This window comes from Kribbella sp. NBC_00382, assembly GCF_036067295.1.
Classification (GTDB): domain Bacteria; phylum Actinomycetota; class Actinomycetes; order Propionibacteriales; family Kribbellaceae; genus Kribbella.
The window spans coordinates 7,869,756-7,896,375 of sequence record NZ_CP107954.1; the positions used below are offsets into that span (position 1 = coordinate 7,869,756).

The 26,620-nt window shown below is 67.3% G+C and carries 27 protein-coding genes; 7 read left to right on the plus strand and 20 right to left on the minus strand.

Annotation, left to right across the window (positions count from 1 at the left end; translation table 11 throughout):
- Positions 1–66: 66 nt before the first annotated feature.
- The 4 genes from OHA70_RS36940 to OHA70_RS36955 all read left to right on the plus strand — a co-directional run bounded on the left by OHA70_RS36940 (position 67) and on the right by OHA70_RS36955 (position 1,908).
- The gene (locus OHA70_RS36940) at positions 67–474 is read left to right on the plus strand and encodes a hypothetical protein (RefSeq protein ID WP_328326005.1); all 408 of its coding nucleotides are present in this window, start codon (positions 67–69) and stop codon (positions 472–474) included.
- A gap of 24 nt (positions 475–498) precedes the next feature.
- A complete protein-coding gene (locus OHA70_RS36945) occupies positions 499–885 on the plus strand; it encodes a VOC family protein (protein WP_328326007.1) in 387 nt (128 codons plus the stop codon).
- A gap of 170 nt (positions 886–1,055) precedes the next feature.
- A complete protein-coding gene (locus OHA70_RS36950; protein ID WP_328326009.1) occupies positions 1,056–1,226 on the plus strand; it encodes a hypothetical protein in 171 nt (56 codons plus the stop codon).
- Between the two features lie 130 nt (positions 1,227–1,356).
- Positions 1,357–1,908 carry a L,D-transpeptidase gene (locus tag OHA70_RS36955; RefSeq protein WP_328326011.1) on the plus strand — a complete coding sequence of 184 codons (552 nt, stop codon included), beginning with the start codon at positions 1,357–1,359 and terminating at the stop codon, positions 1,906–1,908.
- On the opposite strand, the gene OHA70_RS36960 is transcribed toward OHA70_RS36955, so the two are convergent.
- The 11 genes from OHA70_RS36960 to OHA70_RS37010 all read right to left on the minus strand — a co-directional run bounded on the left by OHA70_RS36960 (position 1,893) and on the right by OHA70_RS37010 (position 13,166).
- On the minus strand, positions 1,893–3,578 hold the full coding sequence (locus tag OHA70_RS36960; RefSeq protein ID WP_328326013.1) for a SulP family inorganic anion transporter: 1,686 nt from the start codon (positions 3,576–3,578) through the stop codon (positions 1,893–1,895). The genes OHA70_RS36955 and OHA70_RS36960 overlap by 16 nt on opposite strands.
- The gene (locus OHA70_RS36965; RefSeq protein WP_328326015.1) at positions 3,575–3,916 is read right to left on the minus strand and encodes an ArsR/SmtB family transcription factor; all 342 of its coding nucleotides are present in this window, start codon (positions 3,914–3,916) and stop codon (positions 3,575–3,577) included. The genes OHA70_RS36960 and OHA70_RS36965 overlap by 4 nt, the downstream gene beginning before the upstream one ends.
- A 5-nt stretch (positions 3,917–3,921) precedes the next feature.
- Positions 3,922–4,116 carry a hypothetical protein gene (locus OHA70_RS36970; protein WP_328326017.1) on the minus strand — a complete coding sequence of 65 codons (195 nt, stop codon included), beginning with the start codon at positions 4,114–4,116 and terminating at the stop codon, positions 3,922–3,924.
- A gap of 71 nt (positions 4,117–4,187) precedes the next feature.
- Complete coding sequence (locus OHA70_RS36975) at positions 4,188–5,591, minus strand: amidase (RefSeq protein ID WP_328326019.1); 1,404 nt, start codon at positions 5,589–5,591, stop codon at positions 4,188–4,190.
- 76 nt (positions 5,592–5,667) lie between these two features.
- Positions 5,668–6,438: an SDR family NAD(P)-dependent oxidoreductase gene (locus OHA70_RS36980; protein ID WP_328326021.1), complete on the minus strand. Its 771-nt coding sequence runs from the start codon at positions 6,436–6,438 to the stop codon at positions 5,668–5,670.
- Positions 6,439–6,465: 27 nt separating this feature from the next.
- Positions 6,466–8,010, minus strand: a complete 1,545-nt coding sequence (locus tag OHA70_RS36985; protein WP_328326023.1) for an aldehyde dehydrogenase family protein — start codon at positions 8,008–8,010, stop codon at positions 6,466–6,468.
- Positions 8,007–8,930 (minus strand): ATP-binding cassette domain-containing protein, encoded by a 924-nt coding sequence (locus OHA70_RS36990; protein ID WP_328326026.1) that lies wholly within the window; start codon positions 8,928–8,930, stop codon positions 8,007–8,009. The genes OHA70_RS36985 and OHA70_RS36990 overlap by 4 nt, the downstream gene beginning before the upstream one ends.
- Positions 8,923–9,885: an ABC transporter ATP-binding protein gene (locus tag OHA70_RS36995; RefSeq protein ID WP_328326028.1), complete on the minus strand. Its 963-nt coding sequence runs from the start codon at positions 9,883–9,885 to the stop codon at positions 8,923–8,925. The genes OHA70_RS36990 and OHA70_RS36995 overlap by 8 nt, the downstream gene beginning before the upstream one ends.
- Positions 9,882–10,700, minus strand: coding sequence for an ABC transporter permease (locus OHA70_RS37000; RefSeq protein ID WP_328326030.1), 819 nt, complete (start codon positions 10,698–10,700; stop codon positions 9,882–9,884). The genes OHA70_RS36995 and OHA70_RS37000 overlap by 4 nt, the downstream gene beginning before the upstream one ends.
- Positions 10,697–11,644, minus strand: coding sequence for an ABC transporter permease (locus tag OHA70_RS37005; RefSeq protein WP_328326032.1), 948 nt, complete (start codon positions 11,642–11,644; stop codon positions 10,697–10,699). Before OHA70_RS37005 ends, OHA70_RS37000 begins: the two co-directional genes overlap by 4 nt.
- A 13-nt stretch (positions 11,645–11,657) precedes the next feature.
- Positions 11,658–13,166 carry an ABC transporter substrate-binding protein gene (locus OHA70_RS37010; RefSeq protein ID WP_328326035.1) on the minus strand — a complete coding sequence of 503 codons (1,509 nt, stop codon included), beginning with the start codon at positions 13,164–13,166 and terminating at the stop codon, positions 11,658–11,660.
- Positions 13,167–13,336: 170 nt separating this feature from the next.
- Between OHA70_RS37010 and OHA70_RS37015 the strand changes: the two genes are divergently transcribed.
- Positions 13,337–14,086 (plus strand): FadR/GntR family transcriptional regulator, encoded by a 750-nt coding sequence (locus OHA70_RS37015; RefSeq protein WP_328326037.1) that lies wholly within the window; start codon positions 13,337–13,339, stop codon positions 14,084–14,086.
- On the opposite strand, the gene OHA70_RS37020 is transcribed toward OHA70_RS37015, so the two are convergent.
- From OHA70_RS37020 to OHA70_RS37050, 7 genes are all read right to left on the minus strand, one after another.
- Positions 14,087–15,097: a hypothetical protein gene (locus OHA70_RS37020; RefSeq protein ID WP_328326039.1), complete on the minus strand. Its 1,011-nt coding sequence runs from the start codon at positions 15,095–15,097 to the stop codon at positions 14,087–14,089.
- Positions 15,098–15,222: 125 nt separating this feature from the next.
- Positions 15,223–15,723, minus strand: coding sequence for a hypothetical protein (locus OHA70_RS37025; protein ID WP_328326041.1), 501 nt, complete (start codon positions 15,721–15,723; stop codon positions 15,223–15,225).
- A gap of 127 nt (positions 15,724–15,850) precedes the next feature.
- Entirely contained in the window at positions 15,851–17,476 is a 1,626-nt protein-coding gene (locus OHA70_RS37030; protein WP_328326043.1) for an amidase, read from the minus strand.
- Entirely contained in the window at positions 17,473–17,772 is a 300-nt protein-coding gene (locus OHA70_RS37035) for a hypothetical protein (protein ID WP_328326045.1), read from the minus strand. The genes OHA70_RS37030 and OHA70_RS37035 overlap by 4 nt, the downstream gene beginning before the upstream one ends.
- Before the next feature lie 151 nt (positions 17,773–17,923).
- Positions 17,924–18,661: a hypothetical protein gene (locus OHA70_RS37040; protein ID WP_328326047.1), complete on the minus strand. Its 738-nt coding sequence runs from the start codon at positions 18,659–18,661 to the stop codon at positions 17,924–17,926.
- Positions 18,662–18,782: 121 nt separating this feature from the next.
- Entirely contained in the window at positions 18,783–19,100 is a 318-nt protein-coding gene (locus OHA70_RS37045) for a hypothetical protein (protein ID WP_328326049.1), read from the minus strand.
- Between the two features lie 237 nt (positions 19,101–19,337).
- Complete coding sequence (locus tag OHA70_RS37050; protein WP_328326051.1) at positions 19,338–22,010, minus strand: MXAN_6230/SCO0854 family RING domain-containing protein; 2,673 nt, start codon at positions 22,008–22,010, stop codon at positions 19,338–19,340.
- Positions 22,011–22,468: 458 nt separating this feature from the next.
- On the opposite strand from OHA70_RS37050, the gene OHA70_RS37055 reads away from it, so the two are divergent.
- Entirely contained in the window at positions 22,469–23,722 is a 1,254-nt protein-coding gene (locus OHA70_RS37055) for an MFS transporter (RefSeq protein WP_328326053.1), read from the plus strand.
- Between the two features lie 72 nt (positions 23,723–23,794).
- On the opposite strand, the gene OHA70_RS37060 is transcribed toward OHA70_RS37055, so the two are convergent.
- The gene (locus OHA70_RS37060) at positions 23,795–23,980 is read right to left on the minus strand and encodes a DEAD/DEAH box helicase (protein ID WP_328326055.1); all 186 of its coding nucleotides are present in this window, start codon (positions 23,978–23,980) and stop codon (positions 23,795–23,797) included.
- Between the two features lie 117 nt (positions 23,981–24,097).
- On the opposite strand from OHA70_RS37060, the gene OHA70_RS37065 reads away from it, so the two are divergent.
- A complete protein-coding gene (locus tag OHA70_RS37065; protein WP_328326057.1) occupies positions 24,098–25,435 on the plus strand; it encodes a GGDEF domain-containing protein in 1,338 nt (445 codons plus the stop codon).
- 95 nt (positions 25,436–25,530) lie between these two features.
- Here the strand turns inward: OHA70_RS37065 and OHA70_RS37070 are convergent, their stop codons facing one another.
- The gene (locus OHA70_RS37070; protein ID WP_328326059.1) at positions 25,531–26,505 is read right to left on the minus strand and encodes a zinc-binding dehydrogenase; all 975 of its coding nucleotides are present in this window, start codon (positions 26,503–26,505) and stop codon (positions 25,531–25,533) included.
- Between the last annotated feature and the right edge of the window lie 115 nt (positions 26,506–26,620).

Genomic DNA, 26,620 nt, shown 5'->3' on the forward strand with positions numbered 1-26,620 from the left:
TCCGTGCGCAAGACGGTAGATGGGTTGGTGCGTGGGGGTGGGGGTTTTGGTCGGTAGGGTGGGGTTATGGCTGATGAGTACCGCGTTGAGGTTGAGTTGGATGACGCTGAGCATGGGTTGTCGTTCTTGGAGCGGTTGCGGGCGGTTGATCTTGATCATGCGGCGGAGAAGCGGCTTGGTGGGCAGGTGACGGTGACTCGGGATGGGTCTCGGTTGCTGATTTATGCGAACACCGAGGCGGATGCTCGGGAGGCTGAGAAGACTGTGCGCGAGCTGGTTGCGGATGATCGGCTGAGTGCTGATTTCACGCTGACCCGGTGGAGCCACGCTAAGCAGGAGTGGGTGGATCCGAGTACGCCGGTGGATGAGGCGGGTGCGCCTGAGCCGAGCTATGAGGGTGTTGAGACGCCTGATCCGCGGTACGTGGTAATGCAGGCCTACAAGCCGGAGTTTCTGCGCGATCTCGGGCTCTAGTCGGGCCGGCAAACCATGAAGCCTGTGCTGCGGCTGGTTGATGCGGTGGTGGTCCGGGTGCCCGATCTGGACAGCGGGCTGGCGTTCTATCGAGATGAGCTTGGGCACGCGTTGCTGTGGCGCAACGACGACATCGGGCAGGCTGGGTTGGCCTTGCCCGAGAGCGAGACCGAGATCGTCCTGGCGACCGGGTTGGACTATGCGCCGACCTGGCTGGTCGATGATGTCGGCGAGGCGGTGGCGGCGATTGTTGCGGCCGGTGGCGAGGTGCGGAGTGAGCCGTTCGACGTACCGGTTGGGCGGTGTGGGGTGGTTGCCGATGCGTTCGGCAACGAGCTTGTGCTGATTGACCTGTCGAAGGGGCGGTACGAGACCGACGGCAACGGTTCGGTGACGGGTGTTGGGGACTGAGGGTGCGGGACCTCTAGCGGTATTAGCCTCGGCGGGCAGTCGTGTACGGCGGGTCTTCGGGTGATGACGGTGCGCCTCTGCGACTCTGGGAAAGCCGACGGAAGGGGAATCGTGTCTCGAGGGCGTGGTTTCGTTGCTGGTGTCGTTCTGCTTGCCGTCACGGTGACGGGATGCTCCGATGTGGCGGCCGATTCGGGAGCGGCGGGTACGCCGAGCGCTGGCGCGACGTCCACGAGCCCATCGAGCAGTACGCCGGCCAGCGAGACACCGAGCACGCCCAGCGGGACGCCGAGCACCCCCAACGCATCAAGCACACCCAGTACTTCAAGCACACCAGGTAATTCGAGCACACCTGGTACTTCGAGCACGCCCGGTACTCCGAACACGCCAAGCACCCCACCAACCGTCAACCCCACGCCCAAGCCGGCCGTGAAGCCGAAGCCTCGGCCCGTTTCGGCGTACGCGAAGCAGGTGGAGGCCAAGCTTGACGCGCTGGGCTACCCCGTGGGCGACGTCGACGGGGACATCACCAAGCGGGCCAAGCAGGCCTTGTGCGCCTGGCGGGAGACCAACGGGATGCCCGTCAGCCGTGGCGGGCTGACCGGCGCGGATGTGCGATCGGTGCTGACGGCAACCAAACGGCCGGCGGCGACCAAGGAGCCGGGCATCTACGTCAACAAGACCTGCCTGGTGCTCTACCAGATCGTCGGCAAGGAGATCCGCCGGATCGTCTGGGTGTCGACCGGCGGACCGGGGTACGAGACGCCGAACCGTACCGGCAAGGTCTGGCGCAAGTGGGCCGGCGCGCACGAGAGCAGCCTGTACGACGACGCGTTCATGTACGACTCCCTGTACTTCCTCAAGGACCGCCCGGGAATCGCGCTGCACGGCAGCCGGGTCAACTCGTTGATCAAGACGTACCCGGCCAGCCACCGGTGCGTCCGGGTGATGCGGCCGCAGATCCACCACATCTTCGAGGAGACCCCGATCGGCACCAAGGTCCAGGTCTACGGCGAGTACTGACCGGAAACCACAATGCCCTCGCGATGCAGATGACCGCGGGCAGCGGCGATCGCGTCGGGAGTGCTCGCAAAGACCCGTCCGGCGCTGCGCAGATGAGCGATGGCGTCCAGCGCATCCAGCGGCTGGTGGTGATCCGGCTGGATGCCTGAGATCAGTACCACCATCCCCCGGTGTTCGAGCCTCTCGATCGCGTCCTTGAGCACCAGCGCGCCAGTGGCGTCGATGACGCTCACCGACGACATCCGCAGGATCACCACCGATACGTGAGCCACCTCGGACAGTTCGAGCAGGAACCGGTGCGCCGCGAACAGCAACGGCCCGTCGATCCGGTAGGCCACGATGTGTTCGTCGAGCAGCGCCCGCTCCTCCACAGTGTGGTCCCCCGGCAGATCCGGATGCAGCGGCATCTGGCGAAGAGTCGCGCTGCGAGCGACCGCACGCAGAGCCAGCGCGCCGGCCACGACCAGCCCGAGGATGACCGCCTTCACCAGGTCCAGAGCCAGCGTCGCCACAGCCGTCAGGGCAAGTACCAGAGCATCTGATCTAGTAGCCCGGGCCATGGCTCGGACGGAGCCCACCTCGACCATCCGCACAGCTGTCGCGAGCAGTACCCCGGCCAGTGCGGCGACAGGGATCCGCCCGACCAGTGGAGCGGCGGTGTACACAATGGCGGCCAGCACGGCAGCATGCACCAGCGCCGCCAACCGCGACCCAGCCCCGGACCGGACGTTGACCGCTGTCCGCGCGATGGCACCAGTAGCGGGCACTCCCCCGAACAACGGCACCACCAGGTTGGCCAGGCCCTGCCCGAACAGTTCACGATCAGGATCGTGCTTGTGGTTGACGCCCATGCCATCAGCCACCGCAGCGGACAACAGCGACTCCAGAGCGGCCAGCGCGGCCACGGCAAGCGCAGGACCGGCCAGCGACCAGAGCACGGAGACATCCAGGAAACCCAGCGACGGCGCGGCGAGGCCCGCCGGCAAAGTACCGATCCGTACCACCGTCAGCCCGGCCACCTCAGCCAGCACCGTGGCCGCGACCACCGCCAGCAAGGAGAACGGCAGCGCGGGCCGCAGCCGGCCGCCGACGAGGATCATCAGCGCGACCGCAGCCGCCATCGCCGCCGCCGTCCAGTGCGGGTGCGCCGCGAAGGCCGCCACCGATCGGGCCGCGATCACGACCACTTGGTCGCCGTCAGGCGTCGGCACTCCCAGCGCGGATGGCAGTTGCTGCAGCCCGATCACGCAGGCGATTCCGATCGTGAAACCTTCGACCACGGATGCGGGTACGAAGGCCATGTAGCGACCAGCTCTGGCGATCGCCAGGCCGATCAGGATCAGCCCCGCCAGCATGCCGACCGCCAGTACGCCGGACGCGCCGTGCGTGTGCATGATCGGCACCAGGACCACCGTCATCGCGCCGGTCGGCCCCGAGACCTGAAAGCCAGATCCCCCGAACACCGCGGCAATCGCGCCGGCGATCACGGCCGTCGCCAGGCCCGCGGCGGCGCCGAGTCCCGAGGAGATGCCGAAGCCGAGCGCGAGCGGCAACGCGACGACCGCGACGGTGAGGCCGGCCATCAGGTCGCGGCGCGGCTGACGCAGAGTGGATCGGAGGTCCGATCGGGTCGGGAGCAACGCGAGAACGCGCTCTCCAACCGCGCTCATCCGACGCTGGATTCGGCTTCGCGCAACTCGGCGAGCAGTTCGTTCTGCCCGGCAATGAGGTCGGTCAGGATGCGGCGCGCGACGCGGAGCAGCTCGGCGACGTCGCTGCTGGCGATCTGGTACATGACGGTCGATCCCTCCCGGTGCGAGGTGACGATCCCGTACCTCCGCAGTACCGCGAGCTGCTGCGAGAGGCTGGACGGCTCGATCTCGATGTCGGCCAGCAGGTCGCGGACCGGGCGCGGCGCATCCTGCAACAGTTCGAGCACCCGGATCCGGACCGGGTGCCCGAGCATCCGGAAGAACTCCGCCTTCGCCTGGTAGAGCGGGACCGCCATCCCGGTCACGCCCCGTCGCCCGGCACGACCAAGCCGTGCTCACTCGCGAGCCGCCGCAGGCTCTTCAACTCGCCGCTTCGGACGTCCATCGCGTAGTAGTCCTGCTCGCGCTCCGCCTCGTCGAACGCCCGCTGAGCAGCCAGGATCCGCTCGCTCAAGCCTGCGGCGAACTGGCTGACGTCCTCCATCGGGGTCTCCACGACTTCACTATGTAGTGAATTGAAGATGTTTGCAAGTCCTCATCACAGACAAAAGCCGGCAGACCGCAGGTCTACATCGAGGGCCAGGGGCGGTGGGGCGTCTGAGCGTCGACGTAGGCGGCCAGGCGGAGCGCTGCCAGGTCGTTGAAGCGGGGTGCCGCGATCTGGAGGCCGATCGGGAGACCCGTACTTGAGAAGCCGCAGTTGACCGTGGCGGCGGGGTGGGTCGACATGTTGTACGGGACGGTGAAGGCGATGTGTTCGAAGGGCTTCAGCGGGTCGTCGGTCGGGTAGGCGAGCTCGGCGGCGAAGGCGGTGATCGGCGCGACCGGCGACAGGATGAAGTCGTAGTCGGCGAAGGCGGTGTCGACCGCGACGGCCATCGCGTGCATCTGGGAGTAGCCGTGGAAGACGTCGAACGCGGTCAGCTCGCCAGCGGTCGAGACCCAGCGACGGATCTCCGGCAGGACCTTGGCGCTGCGATCGGGAGGGAGGGCGTTGATGTCGTACGCCGAACGCACGCGCCAGAAGTGGTCGAGGCCGTCGAGCATTTCGCGCGTGATGATCGGCGGGATCGGCTCGACGATGGCGCCGGCCTTCTCCAGCAGGGCCGCCGCGGCGGAGACGGCTGCGGTCACCTCGGGGTCTACCGGTAAGCCGAGGCCTGCGTCGAGTAGCAGGGCGATGCGGAGGCCCTGCGGGTCGAGGGGCGAGCTGTAGTCGTCAGCAGCGGGTGCTGGGCTGTCCGGCCAGGGTGGGAGGGACGTGTAGTCGCGGCGGTCGGGGCCGGAGATGACGGTCAGGGCTAGGGCGGCGTCGGCGGCAGTACGGGCTAGTGGGCCGATTGCTCTGCCTGGGTAGGGGTTGCCGACCGCTACTCGGCCGTGGGTGGGCTTGAGGCCTACTACTCCACACCAGCCGGCAGGGAGGCGGATGGAGCCGCCTATGTCGGTACCTAGGTGGATTGGGCCGTACCCGGCGGCCGCGGCTGCGCCTGCTCCGGCGCTGGAGCCTCCCGGAGTACGGGTGGGGTCCCAGGGGTTGCGGGACAGGTGGTGGAAGGTGGAGACCCCGGAGGAGAGCATGCCGTACTCCGGCATCGTGGTCTTGCTGAAGATGACTGCACCGGCTGCGCGGAGGCGGGCTGCGGCTGGGGCGTCCTCAGCCGCAGGAGTCAGGTCTGCCGCGGCTGTTCCTTGCGGGACAGGGGTGCCGCGGGTGGCGATGTTTTCTTTAACGGTCACCGGTACGCCGTCCAGGGGGCCGGCCGGTTCGCCGGTCCGCCACCTGTACTCCGAATCGCGGGCTGCCGCGCGGGCGGCCGTCGGGTCAGGGGCGTAGAGGGCGCAGAGCTTGGGTTCGAGGGAGTCGACTCGGGCGAGTACGTCCTCGAGCACCTCGACGGGTGACAGAGAGCCTTCCTGGTAACGGGAAACGAGCTCGACGGCGGTCAGATCGGCGAGGCGCTCAGTCATCGTGGTCAGGGCTCCAGACGAGTCGGTGGGGGCTGACGGTCGGTGGGCGGGCCATCTGCGGGCAGTGGGCTGACAGTCAGTTGGGTGGGTCGAAGCGGCCGTCGATCGCGGTCCAGCCGCCGTCGACGTGGAGGACGCTGCCGGTGACGAAGGAGGAGGCGTCGGAGGCCAGGTAGACGACGGCGCCGGCGAGTTCGTCGGGGGTGGCCCAGCGGCCTAAGGCTGACTTCTGGGCGTACGCGTCGTACCAGGCCTGGTTGGCCTTGATCTGCGCGGTGAGTGGGGTCTCGACGACGCCGGGGGCGATCGCGTTGACGCGTACACCGTTGGGGCCGAGCTCGGCGGCTGCGGTCCGGAGCAGTTGTACGAGGCCGGCTTTCGTTGCCGCGTACACCGATTGGCCGGGTTCGACGGTGGTCGCGCGGATCGAGCTGAAGCCCATGATGCTGCCCCGGCCCCGCGCCGCCATCGGTCCGCCGAACGCGCGGATGAGGTCGAACGACGCGCGCAGGTTGAGCGCGACCACTCGGTCGAACTCCCCGCCGGTGTAGTCGAGGATCCGCTTGCGGACATTGGTGGCAGCGGTGAAGACGAGGATGTCTACCTCGCCGAGCTCTTGGGCAGCTTTCATGACTGCCTGCTCGTCGAGAACATCCAGCTTGTACGCCGTAAGCCCGGTGCCGAGCGCCGTTGTCTCCGAGGCGGACTCGAGATCGCGGTCGGCGGCGGTGACGCGTGCGCCCTGGGCGGCGAGGGCTAGGGCGGATTCGCGGCCGATGCCACTGCCTGCACCCACGACGACCGCGTGCTTACCGTCCAGCCGGAACAAGTTCGCGTAGTCGGTCATCGGGGAACCTCCTCAGGAGTTCGCGATTCAGGGCTTCGGGGTCAACGGCTTCGGGCGGATGATCGCCATTCGGGTGGTGGTGAGTTCCTCGATGGCGAAGCGGGGGCCTTCTCGGCCGGTACCGGAGTCCTTCACGCCGCCGTACGGCATCACGTCGGAGCGGAAGCCGGGGACCTCGTTGACCACCACTCCCCCGACGTCGAGCTGATCGATCGCGGCGAACGCGATCTCCAGCGAACTGGTGAAGACGCTGGCGTGCAACCCGTAGCGGGACGCGTTGACGGTGTCGAAGGCGGCGGCGATGTCGGGCACGGAGCGGATGGCGATGACCGGGCCGAAGATCTCCTCGTCCCAGACGAGCTGGCCGTGCGGGAGATCGAGCAGCACGGTCGGCTGGATGACCGCGCCGCCAGAGACGGCGGCCGGCGTCGCGGCGGTGGAGGTCGCGGCGGTGGAGGTCGCGACTGTGGAGGTCGCGACTGTGGAGGTCGCCGTGGAGGTCTCGAGGTGGGGATGGGCGAGGGTGGCGCCGGCGGTGATGGCGTTGGCTATCCACGTGCGGACTCGGGTGGTGGAGCGTGCGTCGATAAGGGCTGAGACGCGGGTCGCGGGGTCGCGGGGGTCGCCGACTACGACCTGGTCGAGGCGTGGGGTGAGTTCGGCGAGGAAGGCGGCTCGGACGGACTCGACCACGATGACTCGTTGGACGCTGATGCAGGCTTGGCCGGAGGCGTAGTAGCCGCCTCGTACTACGGCATCGGCGGCCGCGGGAAGGTCGGCGTCCGCTGCTACTACCAGGGCGGAGTTGGAGCCCAACTCGAGCAGCACCTTGGTGGGCGCGGCGTCTCGGGCGATCTGGTGGCCGACGGCGGCTGAGCCGGTGAACGAGACAGCGCCGATTCGGCGGTCGGTGGTGAGCGTGGCGCCTACCTCCACGCCGCCGGTCACCAACTGCACGGCGGAAGCGGGCGCGCCGGCGGCGACCAGCGCCTCTCGTACCAGGTGAACCAGCCACAAAGTGGCGAGTGGAGTCTGCGGCGCGGGCTTGATGATGACTGGGCAGCCGGCGGCTAGGGCGGGTGCGAGTTTGTGGCAGGCGAGCAGGAGCGGGTAGTTGAAGCCGGTGATGCCGACGACCACGCCGATCGGCTTGCGAACCCAGAAGCCTTGGAGTCCGTCGCCGCTCGGGAGTAGATCGAGGGGAACCGTTTCGCCGTGGAGACGGGCGACCTCTTCGGCTGACGTCTCCAGGGTGAGGAGGGTGCGCTCGACCTCGACCCGGCAGTCGACGAGCGGCTTGCCTGTCTCCAGTACGAGGAGGTCGACGAAAGCGTCGCGGTGTTCGGCCACAGCGGAGAGCGCTCCCTGCAAAACCTTTCGCCTGACGTGGGAGGGCAGACGGCCGACTTCAAGACGGACAGAGAGCGCGTTCTCGAGTGCTTGCCTGGCCAGGTCGACAGTGCCGATGGGGGCTTGAGCGACCAGCGTTCCGTCGTACGGGAAATGGACGGGAGCGGTGGACGGCGTGGGGATCCAGTCGGAGCCGATCGGTAGACCTTCAGGGAAGTTCATTCGGCGGCTCCTTCCAGGAGGTCTGTGGTGGTGGCGCCGGCCAGGGCTCGCGGGAGGGTGGGAATGGCGGAGACGAGGCGGCGAGTGTACGGGTGCGTGGGGGTTGCGTAGACCTGGCCGGTGGGGCCGGTCTCGACGATCTCGCCGGCGTGCATGACCGCCACCCGGTCGCAGACGTGCTTCACCACTGACAGGTCATGGGAGACGAAGACGAGGGTGAGGCTGAGTTCGTCGACGAGGTCGGAGACGAGGTTGAGGACCTGGGCGCGGACTGAGACGTCGAGAGCGCTCACTGGTTCGTCGGCGATGAGGATGCGTGGGCGGGGCGCCAAGGCGCGGGCGATCGAGATGCGTTGGCGTTGGCCGCCAGAGAATTGATGCGGGTAGCGGTCGCCGGCGTCTGCGGACAATCCGACCGCCTCCAGAAGTTCGTGGACCCGGGCTACGGAGGCGGGATGGCCTTGTACTACGAGGGGTTCGGCGATGATGTCGCGGACTCGCATCCGCGGGTCGAGGGAGCTCATCGGGTCCTGGAAGACGAGTTGCAGGTTCTCCCGGAGGAACTTGAGGCGGCGCTCCGGGAGCCTGGTGATGTCGGTGCCTTCGACAACTACCTGGCCGGAGGTGGCGCGGTCGAGGGCGGCGATGATGCGGAGCAGGGTGGACTTGCCACAGCCTGACTCGCCGACGATTCCGAACCGTTCACCGGGCTGTACTTCGAGGCTGACACCGCGCAACGCGTGGACGGGCGGGGTTGCCTTGAGCAACGAGGTGCGAGCACGAGGGTAGTCGCGGTGGACGTCGACGACTCGGATCGCGAGGGCGCTTGGGTCGGCGATGGTCGCACCGTAGTTGGTCGAGGTCGGCCCCTTGGAAAGTCGGCCAGGCTCTTGGGTGTCAGCGGGGCGTGGCTCAGGCATGGGTGGACTCCAGGGCCGGAGCGGGGTGGTGGCAGGCGAAACCGCAGTCGGGGGAGCCTTCCCACGGTGGTGTCTCGGCGCAGATTTCGGTGGCGTGAGCGCAGCGGGTGCGGAAGACGCAGCCGGACGGGAACTGGCCGGCGGCCGGGACGTTGCCGGGGATGGTGGGCAGTCGGGCCTCGGCGGATTCCAGGTCGGAGGCTGCCAGCAGTCCCTGCGTGTAGCGGTGGCGTGGGTTGGTGAAGATCTCGGCGACCGGGCCGGATTCGACTACTCGGCCGCCGTACATGACCAGGACTCGTTGGCAAACGGTGGCGACGACCGCCAGGTCGTGGGTGATGAACAACAGAGCAGAGGAACGGGCAGCGACGCCCTTCATGATCAGGTCGAGGATCATCGCCTGCACAGTGACGTCGAGGGCGGTGGTCGGCTCGTCGCAGATCAGCAGCGCGGGATCGTTGGCGAGGGCAAGGGCTACGACAACTCGTTGCCGTTGGCCACCAGATAGCTGATGGGGATACGAGCGAAAGGTGCCGGGCAGGCCGACGCGTTCCAGAAGCTCAGTGGCAGCGAGGCGACCGGCACGACGACCCGACACCGTGTGGTGGATCAGCATCGCCTCGGCGACCTGGTCGCCCACTCGCATGGTCGGGTTGAGGGCGGTCATCGGTTCCTGGAAGACCATCGCCAGCGAGCTTCCCCGCACTCGCGACATCTTTCGCTCGTCGGCGCCGATCAGTTCGTGCGCGACGCCGGCCAGCCGGACGGATCCGGCCGCGTGGACGTCCTCGGGCAGCAGACCGATGATGCTCAACGCCGTCAGCGACTTCCCCGATCCGGACTCCCCGATCAGCCCGACTCGCTCCCCCGGCCCGACGGTCAGGTCCACATCAGCCACCAGCGTCTTGTCCCGCACGGTGACAGTCAGCCCCTGCACAGTGAGCACGTCATTCATCGCCGGTCCTCCAGCTTCGGATCGAACCGGTCCCGCAGCCCGTCCCCGAGCAGGTTGAAGCCGAGTACGGCCAGAGCGATCGCCACCCCCGGGAACACCGCCAGCCGCGGCGCGCTGAACAAGAACTCCTGGCTCTCCTGCAACATCCGCCCCCACGAAGGAGTCGGCGGCGGCGTCCCATAACCAAGGAACGACAACGCAGCCTCAGCCAGTACTGCGATCGCGAACGACACCGAAGCCTGCACCGTGATCAGACTCGTCACGTTCGGCAACACATGCCGCAACGCCACCGGAAACGGCCGACGCCCAGCAGCCCGAGCCGCCAGCACGTACTCCGTCCGCATCACCTGCAACGCCCCACTCCGAATGACCCGGGCGAACGAAGGCACCGTAGCGATGCCGATGGCAACCATCGCCGTCAACGTGCTGGCCCCGAACACAGCCCCGAACATGATGGCCAGCAGCAACGCCGGGAACGCCAGCAACAAGTCGTTGCCCCGCATCACGACCTCTGACACCCACCGCGGACTCATCGCAGCCAGAATCCCGACCGGTACGCCGATCACGGCCGCGACTCCGACTGCGACCAACCCGACGAAGAGCGTCGTCCGCGACCCGATCATGAGCTGGCTCAGGATGTCCCGCCCGAACTTGTCCGTCCCGAACCAATGCGCCCACGACGGCTTGAGCAGGCGGGCTGCCGGGTCGACGAGCGTTGCGTCGTACGGGGTCCAGACGAAGGACAGCAACGCGACCACCACGATCAGGCCGACGATCGCCAGGCCGACCACGAGACTCGGGTTCCAGCGCCTCATCGCGCCACCCGCAACCGGGGGTCCAGGGCGACGTACAGCAGATCGACGAGGAAGTTGACCACCAGGACGGCGACGACGAGCACCATGACCACGTCCTGCACGAGCAGCAGATCGCGATTGGAGACCCCGTCGAGCAGCAGGCTGCCGAGCCCCGGGATGACGAAGACCCGCTCGACCACGACCGCCCCGATCAGCAACGTCGCCAACTGCAACCCGAGCACGGTCACCACCGGTACCGCCGCATTGCGCAACCCATGCCGCCACAACGCGGGAAACGGCCGCAACCCTTTCGCCCGTGCGGTCCGCAGATAGTCCTCACGCAAGACGTCGAGCACAGCGCTGCGCACATACCGGGTCAGCACGGCACCCTGTACCAACCCCAGCGACAGCGCGGGCAGGATCAGCTGCTTGAGGAACATCCCCGGATCCGAGGCCGGCGGCGTCCACCCGTTGGCGGGCAGCCAGCCGAGCTTCACCGCGAACACCATGATCAGCAAGATCCCCGCGAGAAACGCCGGGATCGCGACTCCCAACTGAGAGAGAGCAGAGAGAGCAAGCCCAGAGAGCCGGCGATGCCGCGCGGCCATCACCGTTCCCGCGGGAGCGGCCAGTACCAGCGCGACGACCATGCCCACGACGACCAGCCAGAGCGTCACCTGGAAGCGGTCGGCGACTTGCGGGCCGATGGCAACCTTCGACACGTACGACGTACCGAAGTCGCCATGCAACAGTCCGCCGAGCCAATCGAAGTACTGGGTGGTCAACGGCCGGTCCAGGCCGAACTGCTGACGCAATGCGGCGACGGCCTCGTCCGATGCGTTCACGCCCAGCGCGACCCGGGCCGGGTCGCCCGGGAGTACCGCCATGAAGCCGAAGACGAGCACCGAGGCGACCGCGAGGCTGATCACCAGCACCGCGGCGCGCTCGGCCAGGCGAAGGATCATCAGGCCAGAACCATCAGGAGCGGGCGAGCCGGGTCAGGTCGAAGGACTCGGTGATCGCGTTGGTGGGCAGGCCGGTCAGGTTCTTGTCGGCGACCATCAGGTTCGGCAGCAGGAACAGCCAGTCGGCCGCCGCCTGCTCGGAGATCCGCCGGGCGGCCTTCTTCATGTTGTCGGTCTGCGCCGCCTCGTCACCGGAGTCGGCCGCGGCGAGCAGGCCGACCAGCGTCGGGTCGTCGTACCGGGTGTAGTACTTCGCGTTGAAGACGGCGCCCAGGTCGCGCGGCTCGACGTGCGCGATGATCGACATGTCGTAGTCGGCGTTCTTGAACACCGTGGTCAGCCAGGCCGCCGGGAACTCGAGCTGGTCGATCGTCACCTTCAGCCCGACCTGCTCCAGCTGGCTCTTCACCACCTGGCCGCAAGACGTTGCATAAGGCAACGTGGGCAGCCGGAGCCGAAGCGTGGTGCCGGCGACAGCCTTCAGGGCAGCCGTCGCCTTGGCCTTGTCGTACGGCGCGACACCGGTCAGGTCCTCGTACCACGGGTCGGTCGGCGGGACCATACTGCCGATCAGCTTGCCGCGCCCCGCGAAACACGTGTCCAGCAAGGCCTTGTGATCGATCGCCTGCCGGATCGCCTGCCGAACGGCTAGGTTCTTGAACACCGGCCGCGAGTTGTTGAACGACAGTACGACCTCGCCGTTGGTCGTCCCCTCGATCACCTGGTACTTGCTGTTGCTGGTGAACTGGGTCAGCGCCTCGGGCGCCTGGACTGTGCTGATCAGGTTGATCGTGCCGGTGAGCAGCGCATTGTTGAGCGCCGTCGGGTCCTTGAAGTACTTCAGCGTGACCTGGTTGAAGAACGGCTTCGTACCCCAGTACGCGTCGTTGCGCTGCAGCACGATCGAGTCGCCGCGCTTCCAGCTGCCGAACTTGTACGGCCCGGTGCCGACCGGGTCGGTGGCCAGCTTGTCGATGCCGGTCTGGGAGAACATCGCGCCGACCCGGGTCGTCATCCGGAACAGCCAGCCGTTGCTCGGCGTGGACAGCGTCACCTGCAACTGGGTCGGCGACACCGCCTTGGCCGACGAAACGACATCCATCGCCGACTTCAGCGAGGTGGTCCACGCCGTCTTCACCCGGTTGATGCTGAACACCGCGTCGGCGGCCGTGAAGGCGGCGCCGTTGGTGAACTTGGCGTTGTCGACCAGTTCGAAGGTGTAGGTCTTGCGATCCGGTGAGACGGTCCACGACTTGGCCAGGTCCGGCACGATCTTGCCGGCCTCGTCCTGCTTGACCAGCCCGTTGTAGACGTTTCCGAGCAATGCCTGCGGGATCGCGGCGCCATCGGTCGTGGTGAAGTCGAGGCTGGCCGGCTCGGCGACCAGGCCGACGGTGAGCGACTGGTCGCCGCCCGGCGAGGAGCCTGATGAAGTACCGGAGCCCGCTGAGCAAGCCGCGGCGCTGGCGGCCAGCACGGCAGCGCCGAACAGCGCGATCGCCCGGGTGGAATACGACTTCACGCGAACTCCTCTGACCGTCATGCGCGCATTTTGCCTGCCCACCGGCGCACCGGCCGCGGCGGATCGCCGGTGAGCACCGGACCCGTAACTGGTCAGACCAGTGGACTAGGTATCAATAGGCCACTAGGTTTGTCGCTACCGAACGGGCTGTCAAGCGATCGAGGTGACCGATGCCGAATTTCCAGCCGGTGCAGACGGTCCGCGCGTACCAGCGGATCGTCGAGCAGATCGAGGACGCGCTCGTCCGTGGCGACCTCTCCCCCGGTCAGCGGCTGCCCAGTGAGCGGGAGCTCGTCAGCCAGTTCGCCGTCAGCCGGTCGACCGTGCGCGAGGCACTCAGGGTGCTGGAGAGCAACGGCGTCGTTCGCTCGAGGCCGGGCGACCCGAACGGCCCGGAGATCCTGCCGTTCTCGCACGGACCGCTGCGCAAGCAGATGACCCGCCTGGCTCACCTCGACGAGTTGTCGCTGAGCGACCTGATCGCCTTCCGGATGATCATGGACGGCGCCGCGATCCAGCTCGCCTCCCGCCTGCGCACCGACGAGCAGCTCGTCGAGATGGAGCAGACGCTCGTCGCCATGCGGGCAGCGATCGACGTCGACTTCGCCGCGTTCAGCGAGGCCGACGTCGCCTTCCACGAGGCAGTCGCGCGGGTCAGCCGCAACTCCCTGCTCCAGACCTGCAACGAGGTCGTACGCGGCGTAGTACTGAGCCTGATCTCCGACAAGATCGCCCACGCGACCAACAGCCGCGCCCTGATGCTCGAATCCCTACGCCACCACACCGAGGTCGTCGAAGCGATCCGCGCAGGCAACGGCCAAGCCGCCGCCCGCCTAACCCGCCAAAACCTCTACGACTACTACGCCACCTACGTCCCAGCCCCCGACCGAGACCCCCTCCGAGCCCTGATCGACGACTGACTAGCGGCTTTTCGTGCCGCTGGCGCCCAATTTGCCGCCAGCGGTCACAAAACCCGCCATCGGCGTACGCCGATTCGCCGCGCGTCGCATCGCCGAACGGATCCGCCGGGCCAGCTCGTCGGGGCGGGCAAGGTCGGACCATGTTGCGCGGACTACCTCATAGCCGAGGTCGCGGAGGGCGTCCTCGCGGTGCTTCTCCCGTACCAGCGGCAGAGAGCCCTTGCCCGCGTACTTGAGCGCACCGTCGAACTCGATGATCACGCCCGACTCCGCGAAGAGGAAGTCGACCCGGCCCACCAAGCCACCCAGCGCGTTCCGGACTTCTGCCTGAAGAACCGGGGACGGCAGACCGAGATCCGCCATCAGTACCCTCAACCGGGATTCGCCGACGGACTCGGCCAGACCGTCTCCGAACTGCACCGCCCGAACCGCAGTACCGGTGCCGTTGTGGGACTTGAACAACTCGAGCGCATCCGTGAGCTGCGAAGTCGTCGCCAGTCCGATCCGGAGGGCCTCGTCCACCACCGACACCCCGACGGGATACGGGGTGTAGCGAATCGTCTCGACCACCGCTCGCGGGCCCGGCGTCAAGCACACGCCAGCCAACTCGACCGGATCCAGCACAGGTGGGCGAGCGGAGTGCTGGCAAATCGCAGTGCTGGATCTGCCGCAGCCAGACAGCTTGGTCAGGTGCACACGTCCGAAGTCGAGGTCTGTCACCTCGACTCCGTGCAACAGTGCAGCCGACTGATGGCTCACCACCGCACGACCTTCGAGGCGGTGGTAGACCGCTTTGGCCGCCCGACGATGGAGCCATCTCGTCTGCTCCCACTCGGGGCATGACTCGAAGTCATCGGGCAGCTCGGCATAGGCGCCCTGGCACAGCCGCACCCAGCGTCCGGTGCGGAGGCGCACTCGGATGTCGTTGTCGTTGTAGCCGGCCGCGAGGACACCCGAGCGATCGAACCAGCCGCCCCGCTCAGCGGCCGTTGTCACCAGTTTTCTGTTCATGCCATAGAAGGTGCCGCCATCGCAGCAGATACCGACGATCCATCAGAAACCTGTGGACGAACACTGTTTCTTGTACTGCTGACGTCCAATTTGCCGCCAGCAGTACAAAAAGGTGCCAGCGGCTGCTAGTCGGCGTGTTCTAGGACCCGGATTCGGGGGACTTTTAGTTCCTTGCGGGCGTTGGTGGGCCAGTCGGAGCAGAGGAAGCGGGCGACTGTTTCGGGCCAGGCGACTACTACTACCTCTTGGCTCTTGGTGCTGTTGACCAGGGTTTTGAGGGCTAGCAGGATCTCGCCGTGGGTGATGGAGACGTTGACTCGGCAGTTGTTGTGGCTGCGGAGTCTTCTGGAGCTGTGCTCGATGACCGACGCCAGGTCGAACTGGGGGTCGGCCAGGGCGGTTGCGGTTGTTGTGCGGCCTGGACTGGTACCCGCGGAGAGGCCGGCGACGTCGGCGAAGCTGGAGCCCAGCAACGCCATCGGACCGCCGAGGCCCTCGGTGGGATGACTGGAGACAAGGACGTGATAGTCCACCGTCTCCTCGTGCCTTGCATGCAGGGCGGCGACCCTTCTTGCGTCGCCCTCGCTCATCTCACGTTCGATGAGCACCACCACGTCGTACGTCATGCGTGGCTCCCTTCGCCACTTCCTTTGTAACCCCGCACGCCAGCCCGCGCAGGCATGATCGCCGGATCAGCGACAGAAAAGTCACAGAACTCTCATACTCGCCCGCTCGGGCACCGCTATCCGGGGCTCACTGCATCAGGTCGGGAACCTCCTCGGCCCGGATCCGGCCGCGATCCTGCCCGACCGTCCGCGCCCGTACTCCGCCCTGCGGGTCCTCCGGCCGCCGCTGATGCCAATCGGTCAGCGCCTGGTACGCAGCCGCGACGGCCAGCAACCGCTCCTCGCCGAAGGGCTTGCCACCCAGAATCGTCCCGATCGGGATCCCAGCCGTGCTGAACCCGATCGGCAAGGCCAGCTCCGGGAGCCCGATCGAGTCGAACGGATTGGGACTGGTCTGCACCACGACATCGCACTGCTCGAACAGGTCGTCCAGTACTCGTTGCAGCAACAGCACCTTCGCGCGCTGGCCGATCAGGTACTCGTCGGCGCCGAGCAATGCGCCCTGCAGCCAGCCCGTCACCGAGACGCCGAAGCCGCGCAGGTCGGCCCGCAGCATGGGGAGGAACGGTTCGCTGCGTTCGGGGAGGCGGACGTTGTTGAAGGCGGCGTTGGTGAGGACGTCCCACTCGTCGGGCAGGGTGACGTCGACGACGTGGAGGTCCTGCACGCCGGCCAAGGTGTCGAGGGCAGCTCGCCGGGCGGCTGCCACCTCGGTGGTTCCGGCGGTGAAGCCGGGGATGACGCCGACTCTGGTTTTCCATCGGACGCGGGGTTTGCGGTTTCGGAGTACGGGTGTGGCGGCGGTGATCAGGTCGGGGACGGGCGGGAGGCCTTGGGTGCGGGGGTCGTTGGGGTCCTCGCCGGCCATCGCGGTCAGCATGATCGCCGCGTCCATGGCGTCGCGGGCTAGCGGGCCGGGGTGGTCGCGGGTGTAGCTGAGGGGGACGATGCCGTGGAGGGAGACGCGGCCCATGGTGGGTTTGAGGCCGGTCAGGTTTTGCGCGTTCGACGGCGCGATGATCGAACCGCCGGTTTGGGTGCCGACGCTTGAGGTCGCCATCCGCGAGGCGACGGCGGTGGCCGATCCGGAGGACGAACCGCCTGGGTCGGTACTGGGGTCCGCCGGTGTCCAGGCGTTGACTGTCGTGATGCGGCCGTCTGGGGTGGTGGCGCGGGTGGTGGCTAGTGGGCCCATCTGGGTCTTGCCTAGGACTATGCCGCCGGCCGCTTTGAGTCTTTGGACGGCGGTGGCGTCGAAGGGTGGGCGGAACTTCTCGAAGAGGTACGAATTCGCCGTGGTGGGGATGCCGCGGGTGTAGTAGTTGTCCTTGATCGCAAGGGGAATCCCGTGGAGTGCGCCACCTCGTGATCGGCCGAGTGACTTGGCGCGGGCGAGGGCTTCGTCGGCTAGGACGAGGTTGAACGCCTGGTAGATGCCGTCGTACGAGCCGATGCGGGCGAGGTAGGCCTCGAGGAGCTTCTCGGGCTTCAGTCGGCCGGTGCGGATGAGGGTGGCGGCCTCGGCGATCGTCAGCTCGGTGACGTCGAGCTGGGCTTCCGGGCGGACGTTGCTGGGGACGCCGTCGAGAGTCGGAGCGCTTGTTGGACCGGCGTACGCGATGGATGGGAGGGCGATGGTGCCGACGGTTGTCACGGCGGCGAGCGCGCTGGCTCGGTGGAGGAAGGCGCGGCGGTCGACGCGCGTGTCCAGGGGTGCGTCTTGGGCGGTTTCGGCCGCGTCTTGGGTTGTCATCGGGCCTGCCGCTTGACGTCGATGGACGGGTAGAGCGACGGGGGCGAGAGCTGCTGGGCCAAGGCCGCCTGGTCGGTATCTGCGCCCGGTACTGCGAATTGGTAGGCGCCGAGTGGGACGACAGTCGTCCGGACAAAACTGCGCAGCCCGGCCAGCGCGGTGTCGCGGCCGGGGCTGCCCGTCTCCGGATCCGGCTGCGAGCCGGGGGGAAGCTGATCGAGATCGATGCCGATCGAGGCGAGACGCGCGCGGATCATCACGTCCAGCTCGGCATCCGTGGGTTGGCTCAACGTCACCGGAGTACTCCTCAGGTCTGCGGCGGAAACTGCAGACTTTTATGTCACGACATGTAGGTCGCCACATTTCCCCGAGGTCGCAACGGTGTTAAGCCTCCCGCCGCTGGCGCTTCGGCCTGGCCGACCTGCTCGTCCAAATCCGCCAAGCCAGCTAACCCGGCCTGCTGTCCCCGCTCCGCAGCAGAAGTAGCAAGGCCGTCAGTGCGAGGACGAGAAGAAGACCAATGGGGGCCATGACGGGCCAGCCGGGCTCGTGGCCTCGGCTGTTGGCCACCAGCGGGGTGACCAGAATCGGTAGGCACGTCAGGGCGACCCAGGTGAGCTGGCCGGGGACCGTGGCGTAGCCGACGGGGTGCCTGCGTAGCAGCAGGACCCCACTGGCCAGGGCCGCGGGAAGGAAGAAGGCCAGATCCAGTATGTGGACCGGATTGGTCGGGACCCTCCACTCGGTTGCGCTGGCCAACGGATCTCCCGCCAGCAGGTTCGGCACGATCTCGCTCAGCCAGAGGATCGCGAACGCCGCCGCGACGACGATCAGAAACCAGGCCGGCAGCGGCTCTGCCCGATCCCGGAACTGTTCTTTGACGGCAGCGGTATCCAGGGTCGACAAGCCGCCGATCAGCGCGAACAGCGAGAGACCGAGTACTGCGACCCAGAGCGGAAACATCGGTCCGAAGTGAATTGAGAACGCGTAGATCGCGTAGTTGTAGACGGTGAACGCCACAAAGCCCAGCCAACACAGGTAGGCCCGCGGGGATCCGCGCGACGCCCGCACCCCAAGCACGGCCATCAGGGGTGCGACGAGAACGAGGTTGACGATGTCCTGGGCGGTGGATGCGTCGGCAAGAACGGTCGTCTCTTGGCCATAGATACGGCTGGGGGCGGACAACCCGACGACGCTGCCTGCTGCTGCGAGACCTGCCGCGCTCACTGAAAGCCAGAGCCAGAGTTGGGGCAACTGCAGCGGAGGCAGGCGATCCGCTACCGATCCACCTGTCCGGCCGGTGAGGCTAGTCATCGTCGAGCGCTGACCGCTGCCGGCCTCCTCGGGTCAGATTGCTGCGGTCATCGGCGGCCGAGATCCGGTCGTCTCTCGATTCCACCCGGTCCAGACCGGCGGACATCCTTGCCTTGTGTCCAGGGCTGTAGTCGGCATCCCGAAGAAACGAGTCCAGGCTGGCGGCCCTGTCGCGCTCGTCGGCGACCGCGTCGCGGCGGTCAGCCGCCTTGTCGCGCTCGTCGGCGGCCGCCAGGATGGCTTGATTCTCCTGGTCACGGCCCGCCTGGGCGGATTCCCTGGCCTCGGCGGCTCTCTCACGGGTGTCCAACGCCGCCTCTCTCGAGTCTGCGTCGTGCTCGCGCTCATCGGCTCCAACTGAATCAACTGGCCGCGCTGAAGGTGTGGGTAGCTCGTCCATCGGCTTCCCTCTCATTGGCAACACGTGCTACCTGCAGGCCGCGAACTCGCTGCTCACAGTCACTGCCACTCACGCATTGCCCTCTGAGACTACGCCCGCAGCCGCCTTTCGGTGCTGGGCGGCATTTCCCCTGGGCTGAATTCGCAGTCAGTGGGTTGGCAGGGTGGCTCGGGAGTCGGGCGCCAGAGTGGAGAGGAGGTGCGGAGCGTCGATGAGGTTGAGGTTGGAGGGGTCCAGTAGGTGGGGGTGGAGGGCGTAGACCTCGGCGCCGGATTTGGGGTCGATGTCGCCGGTGATGACTGCGACAAAGTCGGCGCGATTGGCGGCGTCGAGGTCCCAGTACCGGTCGGGTTCCAGGCGGGCGGTGAGGCGGCGGGCGAAGTCGGTGATGGATTCGGTGTCGTTGCGGAGGTAGCCGACGATCGAGTTGTCGGAGCAGCGGACGACCACTTCGTCGGTACGGGCGGCGGCGTGCCAGCAGGAGAGTTCCCACAGGCTCACTCGATCGCCGGCGCCGTGGACCTCCTCGAGAGCCGCCGCCATCAGCGCGACATGACCGCCGTACCGGGCGATGTTGTGGCCGAAGCCGGCCGCGCTGAGGTTGACGTCGTACCAGCGGAGTTCCTTCGTCCGCAGGTCGATGCCGAACGGCAGCAGGATCTTCGCCGGCCCGCTCAGGTCGAACCGCTCCTCCACCGCCGCCGGATCGAACAATCCCGACGGCGTCCGCATCACTCCGACGAAGCCACGCTCCAAATGCTCGAATGCGACGTCGTTGTAGCTGAACACCGCGGGCAGCACGTACCGGCCCCCAACCCGCTGCACAGCAACAAGATCCAGGTCGACGAACTCGGTCGCGCCGAGCGGAAGCGGCGCCGACGTCAGATCGCCCGAATGCACCAGCGCGTCCTGATCGAACCGGTACCGCGTGTAGTCACACAGCCCGACGAACGCCCAGTCCTCGTCGAACACCGCGACCGACAGATCGAGATCCACCCGACGATCCTCCGGCTCGACCCAATGCAGGAAGAGCCGCAGCAGGTCGTCCTCCGGGATCGGTTGCGAACTCCCCCGCGTCATCCGCAGCAACGACGAGGACGCACTCCGCTCCGACCCGGGCGCTGCGATCCGGGCCAAATCCTCGTCCAGGAACGCCCTCCGCGCCCGCGGCAAAGCCGTTGCCCGACGCAACAACTCCCCCACCAGTACTGCGCCCAGCGCGGCGGCCAGCTCGGCCGGCAACGGCTCCCGCTCGTCGACGGCGGTCCAGACCCGTGTCGTCCCGCCGCGCGGAAAGAACAGCCGCAGATCGCCCGGCGGCGTACGGACCTGACCGAGGGCCGCCGTCAGCACCACCGGCGACACATCCGACACCGCGGTCGTGACAGCTTCGATCAAGGTCGCCTGCGAATCCGCCGGCACCGCACGAGCCAACTGCACCAACCGCCGCAACATCTCCCCCGGCCGCCCCCGCAACAACTCCAAAGCCAGGTCCGGCCGCCCGTAGGCGAAGGCCTGCTCAACCCGACTCGCAAACGTATTCATCGTGAGCCGGCTCTCGCTGCCCGCTCCCCCTGAACCGCCCGGCTGCCGTGCTGCGCCCGAGCGGCTTCGCCCGTCCTCCAGCTGGATCAGCGGATGACGCGCAGCCTCGCTCAAGATCGCCCGGGCCGCCGAGGTCGCTGCATCGAGTTTCGTCTTGCGTAGTACGGCGAACGCCAGCGCGGCGACGGGGTAGCGCGCGGCGAACTCGAACGGGTGCAGGTTCTCCGCGATCCGCTTCCATGCGCGCTCGTGCCGCAGCATGTCCTCGACGAGCAACTCGACCGGCAAGCGATCGAGCCGGCCCAGCACCGTACGCCGAATTGCCCGCGGCAACGATTGCCGTCGCACCGGCGGCGTCCGCAACCCCGGATCGGCCCCCATCAGCACGTACACCAGTCGCAGCGCGTCCGTCGCCGTCTGCACCAAATCGTCAACCAATGAAGGGAATCGCGGCATCAACTGCGCGAGCACGAGAGCCCGAGTCTCGCGCACCGGAATCACATCAGGCAGCCAGCCGGGATCTGCCTCGGCCAGCAACACCGCGAGGTCAGCCCGATCGGCCGCCGACAACGGCGCACGCCGACCCAGCAGGTCAGCCGCCATCCTCCGCACAGCATCCGCCGGCGCAAGCGACAACAACCGCAACCGATCCCCAGGCCCTGACGCCGACGCGGACCCACGGGCCGAAGCCGAGGCGGACCCGGAGGCAGACGTGGACCCGGAGGTCGGAGCTTCATCGGATGATGGTTCGAGGAAGGGGTCGTCGAGGTCGATGCGGCGTAGGCAGAGGGGGCAGGCGCTGAAGTCGGCGCCGTCCCAGCAGGACCAGCAGACCAGATGTGCGCACGGCGATACCGGGTGGACCGTCTTCACCTCGCCGCACAGGACGCACGGCTGCCCCGGCTCCTGCAGCAACCGGGCGAAGACGCGGTCGATGTAGAAGGTCTCGGTGTTGCCCGGCACGCTCTCGGGGAAGCCGCGGAAGAGCGGCACGTGGGATGCGTCCGCACCCGATTCCTGATCGAGCAGGTCGAGTACGGCTTGGCCGAGGCCGGCCAGCGCCAGCGGGCTCAGGCCTGCGCAGTGGCGATAGAGGTCGGCCGACAGCACCAGCCCGCGCTGGATGAGGTCAGCCTGCAACGCGGTCAGCCCGGCCTGGGTGCTCAACGGGTGACGAAGCCACTGCCAGGCGGATCGGCGTACCGGCGGGGTGAGCCGGGTGGCATCGACCAGCTTGCTGCGGCGCAGTAGCACTGCTGCCTGGAGATCAGGCATGGCAAGCCTCCCCGAGGTGCCCGAAGGACGGGCGAAAGCGTCACGGACATGAGCGCCAGGGGCGGAGAGCGGACGCGCTAGATGCCTGGTGAAGGAGAAGGAAGCACGTCCAGGAGCCGCCCCTGGCAATCAGAACGCTACCGGGCCCCACCGACAGTTTTTACGACGTCATCCGGGAAGAGGTCACCGGAGATGAAAGAGGTCCGGCACCAGGGTCGGGGCCGCCCCGCCCAGACCCCGGTACCAGACATCACCAGGATAGAGGCGTCGGACAAGGAGTGCTGCACCGGCTGCCACTTTTGACACTGATCCGCCCCTTCAAACCCTTGAATTCTGCACACCAGTGCCAGTGCTGGTACCGACCAGTCACCGTGTGCTCGATCACGCTGACGGACCGTCCACGCGAGGGAAAACCCTAGGCCTTACGGGACGGAGGTGTCGGGCTACGGATAGTGGTTATGTTCGTCAGTGTGGCGAATGCGGCGGTGGCGAAGGCTCGGTGGCGGGACGTCTTCGGCCATGCCGAGTTTCGCGCCCTGTTCCTGGCGGGCGTGCTGTCCGTCATCGGCGACCAGCTCGCCCGGGTCGCGCTGTCGGTCCTCGTGTTCGACCGGACCAACTCGGCCGGACTGACCGCTCTCACCTACGCCCTCACGTACGTTCCGGATCTGCTCTTCGGGCCGCTGCTGGCCGGATTCGCCGACCGCTACCCGCGGCGGCGCGTGATGATCATCACTGACCTCGCGCGGGCAGTACTGGTGGCTCTGATGGCGATCGATGCGCTGCCGCTGCTGGTGGTCATCCTGCTGCTGGTCGCACTGCAGGCCTTCGGCTCGCCGTTCAACGCCGCCCGGGCCGCGACCCTCCCGGTGGTACTGCCAGACGACCACTACGTGCTGGGCAAGGCCGCGAACGACATGGTCGTCCAGTTCAGCCAGGTACTCGGCTTCGGAACAGGCGGCCTCGCAGTAGTCGCTGTAGGCGCCTCAGGTGGCCTGCTGCTCGATTCCCTGACTTTCCTGCTCTCCGCAGCCTTCATCGCTTTCGGCGTACGCCATCGCCCAGCACCCGCCCGAGCGTCGGAGGGCGAGCCCAGGCGCAGCTACCTGAAGGACCTGGCCGCAGGCGCGTCTCTAGTCGCCCGTACTCCGAGCCTGCGGTCGCTGGTCGCGCTGGCCACCGTTGCCGGGTTCTACGTCACCGTGGAGGGCCTGGCCGTCCCGTACGCCGATGAGATCGGTGGTGGACCAGAATCCGCCGGGCTACTGCTGGCCGCCCAGCCTGCCGGCGCTGTCCTCGGGATGTGGCTCATCACCCTGTGGACGCCTGAACGCCGGATGCGATTCCTGGGGCCACTGGCGATCGCCGCCTGCGTTCCGTTGGTGTTCTGCGCGCTACAACCAGGTTTGCTCGTCACCATGGTGCTCTGGGCGCTGTCCGGCGCCGCCTCGGCGTACCACCTGCCCGCCAGCGCGAGCTTCGTACAGGCCGTACCGGACCATCAGCGCGGCCAGGCGTTCGGTGTGGCGAGCACGGCTTTGAAGAGCAGTCAGGGCCTCGGGATTCTGCTCGCCGGTGTCCTGGCCGAGCAGTTCAGCCCATCGCTTGCATTGGCTCTGATGGGTTCCGTCGGGGCATTGGCAGCGGTCGCGGCGGGCGCCGCCTGGCGGCGCGCCCGCCGAATTCCGGCCGAGTCCGTAAAATCCCGGTAAATCGAATCGTGAAACCCATGCCGGAGAATCAGTCCGGCGCTGCGTAAAGGAAGAGTAAAGATTTACTTTTCGTCACCAGTCGTTACCGCCACCGGTGGCGGGTACGAACCAGTCGTTGCCGCCGGTGAACCAGTCGTTGCCGGTCCCGGTGAACCAGTCGTTACCGCCCGTGAACCAGTCGTTTCCCCCGTGGAACCAGTCGTTACCGCCGGTGAACCAGTCGTTGCCGGTGCCGGTCGTGCGCGCTGCCTTGCTCATGGTTTCTCGACCCTTCGAAGAAGTGTTTGGCTGGATTGAATCCGGATACAGGGGTGACCTGCCGTGAACAGGCCGTTACGATGAATGCATAACCGCTCAGGTCGAACTGTGAGGCGCATGATGATTCTGATCGGTCGGAGCAGCTGGGTGCCACCCCGGCATTGGAAGCTCTGGTCGTTGCCGGCCGCCGCGCTGGGATATGTGATTGCGATTGATTTGATCGCGGTCACGATTACCACAGTCGCTGTGCGCTCGACCCTGACCGGACCCAATGCGGGGGTTACTTCGTCAGAATGGGCCGCGTTCGCCGTCCTGGCGGCCGCCTCGACGCTGCACTTGGAGTCCGCCCGCGGGATCGAGCGGCGCCGGGAGATGGCCGCCAACACGTCCCCGCACACGAACCTGAAGTGCCTGTGGGTCTTCGCCAGCCTGCTGTTGCTGCCGCTGTCGCTGGTCGTCCCGCTGATCGTCTGGTCGTACCTGTACTCGTGGTTCCGGGTGTACGGCCGGACCGTGGCCCACCGCAAGATCTTCTCCACGTCTTCCTACGTCCTGGCCAGCGCTGCCGCTGCCGCCGTACTGCGGGCGGGTGGGCTGATCGCCGAGCCTCGTGTCCCGACCAGTTTCTGGACCCTGCTCGTGGTGATCGCCGCGGCGGCGACCTGGTGGCTGGTCAACTACGCGCTCGTGATCGGCGCGATCCTGCTCGCCTCCCCGGAGGCGACCGCCCGCCAAGCGCTGGGCGAACTGTCCGACCAGCTGGTGGTCTGCGCCGGGCTGGGCCTGGGCGTGGCGATCGCGGCGGTGCAGTCGTCATACCCATGGGTCGTCCCGGTGCTGATGGTGACCGTGCTCGCGCTGCACCGCGACCTGCTGCTCCCGCAGTACCAGCGGGCGGCGGGTACTGACCTCAAGACCGGCCTGGCCAACCCGTCGTACTGGGCCAGTGCGGTGCCGGTGGAGCTCGCCCGCGCCGAGACGCTGCGCAGCACGGTCGGGCTGCTGATGCTCGACCTGGACAAGTTCAAGGAGATCAACGACACCTACGGGCACCCAGCGGGTGACCAGGCGCTGAAGGCGGTCGGTGACAGCGTCCGGGCCGAGGTGCGCCAGGGTGACCTGGTGGCGCGCGTCGGTGGCGACGAGCTTGCGGTACTGCTGCCGGGTGCCTCGGAGACCGAGGTGCTGGAGGTCGCGGAGCGGATCCGGGACCGGCTCTCCACGCTGACCCTCTCGGTCAGTACGACGGGGACGCAGAAGGCTGTCATCACCGGCGTACCGGCATCGTTCGGTGCCGCGGTCTACCCGGAGGTGGCGGTGACGATGGACCAATTGATCCTGGCCGCCGACAACGCGCTGCTCACGGCGAAGCGGGCCGGGCGCAACACGATCGTCTCCGCGCGACCGCTCCCGCCCGCCGTCGGCGAGCGTGCCGACCACCCGGTCGGCGACTGAACGTAGTACTGCCTCACTCAGCGACATGGGTCCGCCCTCCTCAAGGCGCTGGTGCAATTACCAGTGCCCTGAGGAGGGATTGGTCTAACCCATGGTCACCGGATCCTGATCAAAGCCTTACCTAGCAGTGACCGGGACTCGAGCGCGGTGTGGGCTTCGGCGAGCTGGTCGAGGGTGAAGGTCCGGTCGATCACGGGGGTCAGGTCGCCCTGGCTGACCCGTTGCAGGACGTCGGCGCTGGTGATGGTGGTCTTGAGGTTGCCGATCCGGAGGTCCTGGATGCCCTTGACGGTGATCCGGCGGCGCTCGGCTTCGGATGGGTCGTACTGCGCGAAGCCGCCGCTCGGGGCTCCGTGGGCGGAGAACCAGCCGCCGTCCTTCACGGTGCTGAAGGCGGTCGCGCCGAGCGCTCCCCCGGCGCCCTCGAAGGCGATGTCGATGCCTTCGTTGTTCGTTGCTTCTAGCACCAGCTTCTGCCAGCCCTCCACGCTGTAGTCGATCACCACGTCGGCGCCTTGAGCCTTGACGAGGTCGAGCTTCGCCTGGCCGCGCGCTGCCGCGATGACGTGGGCGCCGGCCTTGTGCGCGACCTGGACGAGGAGAACTCCCATGCCACCGGCGGCGGCCGTGATCAGGACCTCTTTCCCTTGCAGGTCAGGGGAAAGCTGCTCGAGAAGCAAGGTGGTGAAGCCGTCGCCCGCAGCTGCCACGGCCCTCTCGAGATTGAGGTCTTCCGGTACTTCGACCAGCCCCGCGACCGCGGCGACGCCGACCTCCGCGTGCGCGCCGAAGTCGACGGTACGGCCGATCACCCGACGGCCGATCCACTTCTCGTCGACGTCCGCGCCGACCTCGCGGACCGTGCCGCCGAACGAGTTGCCGGGGATGTAGGGCGGCGTCACGTCGAAGAATCCGCCGTGTTCCCCCTTCCGAATCGCCGTCTCGACGAAGATCAGGTCGGTCAGCTCGATGTCGACGAGCACCTCCCCAGCATCGGCGACTGGTACCGGCCAATCCTGTACTTCGATCACGTCGGCCTCGCCGAACTTCGTCACTACCGCTGCCCGCATCCGCCTGGCTCCATCCGTTGCCGTCCGCTGTTGCCTTGAGCCTGCAACCTCAACGTGAGTTCAGGTCAAGCTCGATCCCTGTGGACAACGGAATCTGAGATGTCGGTGGTGATCG